At 63.5% G+C, this 4541-nt stretch carries 4 protein-coding genes; 2 read left to right on the top strand and 2 right to left on the bottom strand.

Annotated elements, in window-relative coordinates:
• On the bottom strand, window positions 1-920 hold a 920-nt coding region (locus NYR58_RS20045; protein ID WP_261522901.1), incomplete at its 3' end, for a ParB N-terminal domain-containing protein.
• A 388-nt stretch (window positions 921-1308) separates the two neighbouring features.
• Here NYR58_RS20045 and NYR58_RS20040 point away from each other — a divergent pair.
• Both NYR58_RS20040 and NYR58_RS20035 read left to right on the top strand, forming a co-directional pair.
• Entirely contained in the window at window positions 1309-1659 is a 351-nt protein-coding gene (locus tag NYR58_RS20040; protein ID WP_261522900.1) for an MbcA/ParS/Xre antitoxin family protein, read from the top strand.
• Window positions 1660-1661: 2 nt separating this feature from the next.
• On the top strand, window positions 1662-2162 hold the full coding sequence (locus NYR58_RS20035; RefSeq protein WP_261522899.1) for an RES family NAD+ phosphorylase: 501 nt from the start codon (window positions 1662-1664) through the stop codon (window positions 2160-2162).
• 12 nt (window positions 2163-2174) lie between these two features.
• Here NYR58_RS20035 and NYR58_RS20030 read toward each other — a convergent pair.
• The coding region (locus tag NYR58_RS20030) for a helicase-related protein (protein ID WP_390880978.1) at window positions 2175-4541 on the bottom strand (2367 nt) is incomplete at its 5' end.

The raw sequence follows: 4541 nt of genomic DNA, 5'->3' as shown, positions 1-4541 counted from the left end.
ATCCGGAAGTGAACGGTCTGCACCTTGCCGTCGCGATCGAGATACATGGCGGAGTGATCGGACTTCTTCGGCTTGCCGTAGACCCGTTCGGCCTTCTTGGGCAGCTCCGGCTGACCCCATGTATTGGCCTCGGTGATGACGCCCTTCTTGGGCAGGTTCCGCGTCATCCACTCCTGCTGGGCACCGAGATAAGCCTCAACGTCGGTGGTGTAGCGGCTGTCCTCGTCGGCGGGCGCGAACAGGTCTTCCACCCAGGAAATGCCGTAGGCCTCGCGCAGTTCGTCGTCGAAACTCGCATCGCGCGCATACATGCGGGTCTTGGAAAGGCCGTTGGCGACGCTCCACCAGGAGACCTGTGGATCGCCCTTGCTGGGCTTGTGCGCCTTCCAGACCTCCTTCTGCTCCTCGAGCGAGGCAGCCGCGATCGTGCGGAGCTGGCTTTCGTTCGGCATATCGCCCTTGGCCATATGATCGAGCATGGCCGGCAGCACATTGGCGAGCAGCCGCAGCTTTCGGATCTGGCGGACCGAAAGTGCGAGCGCCACGGCGATTGCCTCTTCCGTCCAGCCAATAGCGACGAGGCGCTCGATCGCCCGCCACTGGTCGACCGGATTGAGCCCTTCATGGGCGAGCGTTTCGACGAGCGAACGCATGGCGCCACCATCCTCGGCGGCCTCTCCGACAATGACCGTGATCTCTTCGAGACCGGCGGCGATCGCCTGTTTGACGCGGCGATGCCCGGCCTGGATGACAAAGCCGTTGCCGCCATCGGGCTGAGGCGCCACGACGGGCGGCTGCACGATGCCGACGGCCTTGATCGTTGCAAGCAGCAGCGCATCGGCCTGGGGATTGGATTTCGAGCGGCGGGCCTTGTCGGGGTTTTCGACGAGCGCGCGCGGATCGACGAGCTTGAGTTCCATCGGGATGCTCCTTTCGGGGTTTGGGCCCGGCACCACGCCGGTCCCTTTTTCGTCTTCTTCCCGAAGACATCCCCCGGCCCGCGGAGCGGCCGGGCCGGTGCAACTGCGGCGGAGCATCCCTGCCCGGCAGGGAGAGCGGGGCTTTCAGCCCTGCGCGGACCGACGGGCCGGGATCGCGAGCGGCGCGGTTGAGGTGAAACCGGCAGCGGCCTGGCCGCTCTGCGAGGGACTCGTTTCCCCCTGCCTCATCCCTGCTATCCTGTTTCACCCGCCACCATTTGGCGCACCGCACCTCTGCAACTCGCCAACATGCGGTGCGCGGCACTTGAAAGCCGTTGCAATTGACGCTATATTGCGTCAGAAACACTGGCTTGAATGAGGTGGCAGAATGAATCTCGCACAATATTCAGATCACGGGATGTTCGCGCCGAGCAAGATCGCAAACGTCTTCCGCACGACGAGCGAAGAGATCGCGCGGACGGTCGGCCTTGGCAAGGACGCGATCCAGCGCAAGGATCGGGTGCGCTCGGACAAGACACAGCGCCGCCTGCGCGAAATGGTGGAGATCGTGAACAAGGTCGAACCGCGTTTCGGTTCCGCGCTGATGGCCTATGCCTGGTATCGGTCCGAGCCGTTGCCGGGATTTTCCGGGCAGACGGCCATGCAGCTGGTTCGCGACGGTCGGGCCGAAGAGGTTCTCGATTTCATCGATGCCGTCGACGCCGGCGTGCATGCCTGATCGTGGCGCTCACCTATTCTGGAAAGCTCTACCGGGCAATCAATCCGGTCTTCGCCCGCGAACCGATGTCGGGGCGCGGTGCGGAACGCTATGGGGGCCGGTTCAATCCGAAGGGTGTTCCGGCCCTTTACACCTCGACATCCGTGCTGACCGCTCTGAGGGAGTCCAATCAAGTAGGCGATCTGCAGCCGACGACGTTGGTCTGTTACCGTGCCGAGATCGAGATGGTCTTCGACGCCTCAGATACGGCAGCCCTTACGGCGGCGGGTCTTGACGAAGCCTCACTGGCAGATCCGACCTGGCGCGATCAGATGATCAAGACAGGTGAGGCACGCACACAGCGTTTCGCGCGCAACCTGATTGGGGAAGGCTATAACGGCCTGCTCGTTCGCAGTTTCGCGAAGGGAGCCGGTCTTGGTGACATGAATCTGGTGCTCTGGAAGTGGAGCGCGAGCGGCCCGTCCCGCCTGGAGCTGGTCGATGATGAGGATCGGTTGGGTTGAGCGCAACGCGCGTCATGCAGCCTTATCGACACCTGGCGCGTTGGCGATAACATCGTCGGCCAGATCCTTTTCGATCTCGGCCAATTGCCTGCGCTTGTCGTCAAGCTCTCCCGCAAAGGCGAAGGCTCCGCCCTGGCGAGCGCGGTAGGAGGCGAACCTTCGCTCCGCGTCCGCCAGTCGCTGGCGAGACCGGAGCCTCTCGTCCTCGAACGCCGTAAGCGCGTGTTCGAGGCGTGAGATTGCGCCGAGCGGTGTCGTCGTGACGGGAAGTTCGATTTCATATTCGGCGCCGGTTCGCATGAGCATGGTGGTGTAGCGATATCCATCCCCACCGAACCGCTCGCCGGAGAATTCGACGCCGAAACCGCCGATCGAGGCGAGTACAGTGCCACCCTCCTGCTGGAGCTGCACCAGTGTCAGGATCTCCTTCATCAGCGCCCTGCCGGCGGGTTTGCGCTCGGAATAGGATTTGCCGGCGATCGTCATTGCGAAAGCCTCACCCGCGGTCGGGAGACGCCGGTCGATGTCCATGCCGATGTCAGCAATGCGGCGGGTTGCGACCTCGATGTCGCGTTCGGCCTCGCGGATCTGACGGCGGACCGCATGCTGATCGTCCATGTGGGCGGCGCGCAGGCGCTCCAGCCGGGCGATGTCGGCTTCGAGCCCGGCCTTCTGCATCAGGCGCGGGTCGCCCGACGCGATCGCCTTGGCCATGGCAAACTGGTTGGCCTGGCCCTCGCCCATGTCCTCAAGCCTGCGGATCGAGGTGTCGCCGGAAAGTGCGGCGGCGATGAACCGGGCCTTGCGCTCGTTGTTCTGCCACATGGTGGCGTCGAGCGAGCCTTCCGTCGCATAGGCGAAGATATCGATCTCGTCATGCTGGTTGCCCTGCCGGCCGATGCGACCCTCCCGCTGCTCGATCTGCGAGGGCAGCCATGGCACGTCGAGGTGATGCAGGGCCTTGAGGCGCAGCTGGGCGTTGACACCGGTGCCCATGGTTTCCGACGAGCCGATCAGGAACCGGACCTTGCCGGCATTGACGTCGCCGAATAACCGCTGCTTGGCCTGCGCGCGTCTGTAGTCCTGTATGAAGGCGATCTCCGATGCCGGAACGCCCCTGCGAACGAGCTCGTCACAGATCCAGCGATAGGCAGAGAACCCCCTGCTCCTTTCCACGCTGATCGTGCCGAGATCGGAGAAGATCATCTGCGCGGCACCGGGCAGCTCAAAGCGATCGCCGTCGGGCTTGCGGTAGGTGTTCTGCGAGGTTTCTGCCCAGATGCGGAAGGCGTTGCCGATCAGGTCGTTGAGCTTGTTGTCGGGCTCATTGGCATTGGAGGGATCAACAAGGCGCAGATCGATCGCGGCGTGGCGACCGTCAGTGATCACGGACAGCAGGATGTCGTCTCCGGGCTTCGCCGGTCCCTCCCGTTCCTCGATCGCCTTGATGCGGGCGTCGAGCACGGTCTGGTAGCGTTTGAAAGCGGCGGACGGCCGGGAGGTCCTGATCTGGCGCTTGCCGGTCGAGATCGCCGGCACCTTCACATACTGGCGCAAGTCCTCGGGCAGCACGACGTCCGCAAAGGTGCGGAACATGGCGATGAGCTCGGGGACGTTGACGAATGTGGCAAAGCGCGTGACAGGCTTGTATTTACCCGAGGGCTGAAGCTCGAGTTCGGTCGTCACATCGCCGAAGGTCGAGGCCCAGGCGTCGAACTCGTGCAGACCACGCTCCTTCAGCGCTTCGATGCCGAGAAAGCGCTGCACGGAGAACATTTCGCCGAGCGTATTGGTGATCGGGGTGCCCGACGCCAGCACAAGCGCGCGGCCGGGGTTCTTGGTTTCAACGAAGCGGGACTTGACGTAAAGGTCCCACGCCCGCTGCGAGCCCGTAGGATCGACGCCCTTCAAGCTCGACATGTTGGTGGCAAAGGAGAGCTTGCGGAACTCCTGGGCCTCGTCGACGATGATCTGGTCAATGCCGAGCTCGGAGATGGTCAGTAGATCGTCCTTCCGCGTGGCGAGCGCTTCGAGCCGTTCCTTGAGCCCCTCCTTCAGCCGCTCGAGCCGTTTGCGCGACACGCGGTCGTCGCTTTCGACCTTCGTCAGCAGGTCTTCGTAGAGCTCCAACTCATCGTGGATCATCTGCTGCTCGAAGGCGGACGGAATGGAGATGAACCTGAACGCCGAATGGGTGATGATGATTGCGTCCCAGTTGGCCGTGGCGGCGCGGGCGAGGAAGCGATGCCGCTTGTTCTTGGTGAAGTTGGTTTCGTCGGCAACGAGGATGCGGGCGGTCGGATAGAGCGCCAGGAACTCGCGCGCCGCCTGGGCGAGGCAGTGACCGGGAACTACCAGCATCGCCTTGGCAATCAGCCC

This window comes from Chelativorans intermedius, from assembly GCF_025398255.1.
In the GTDB taxonomy this organism is placed as follows: Bacteria; Pseudomonadota; Alphaproteobacteria; order Rhizobiales; family Rhizobiaceae; genus Chelativorans; species Chelativorans intermedius.
Note: the sequence above shows the minus strand (reverse complement) of the source record. Positions and strands in the feature narration are given on the sequence as shown.

Excerpts from the sequence above, each read along its gene's own strand:
- NYR58_RS20040 (WP_261522900.1), top strand. The coding sequence starts at position 1,309 with ATGAATCTCGCACAATATTCAGATCACGGGATGTTCGCGCCGAGCAAG.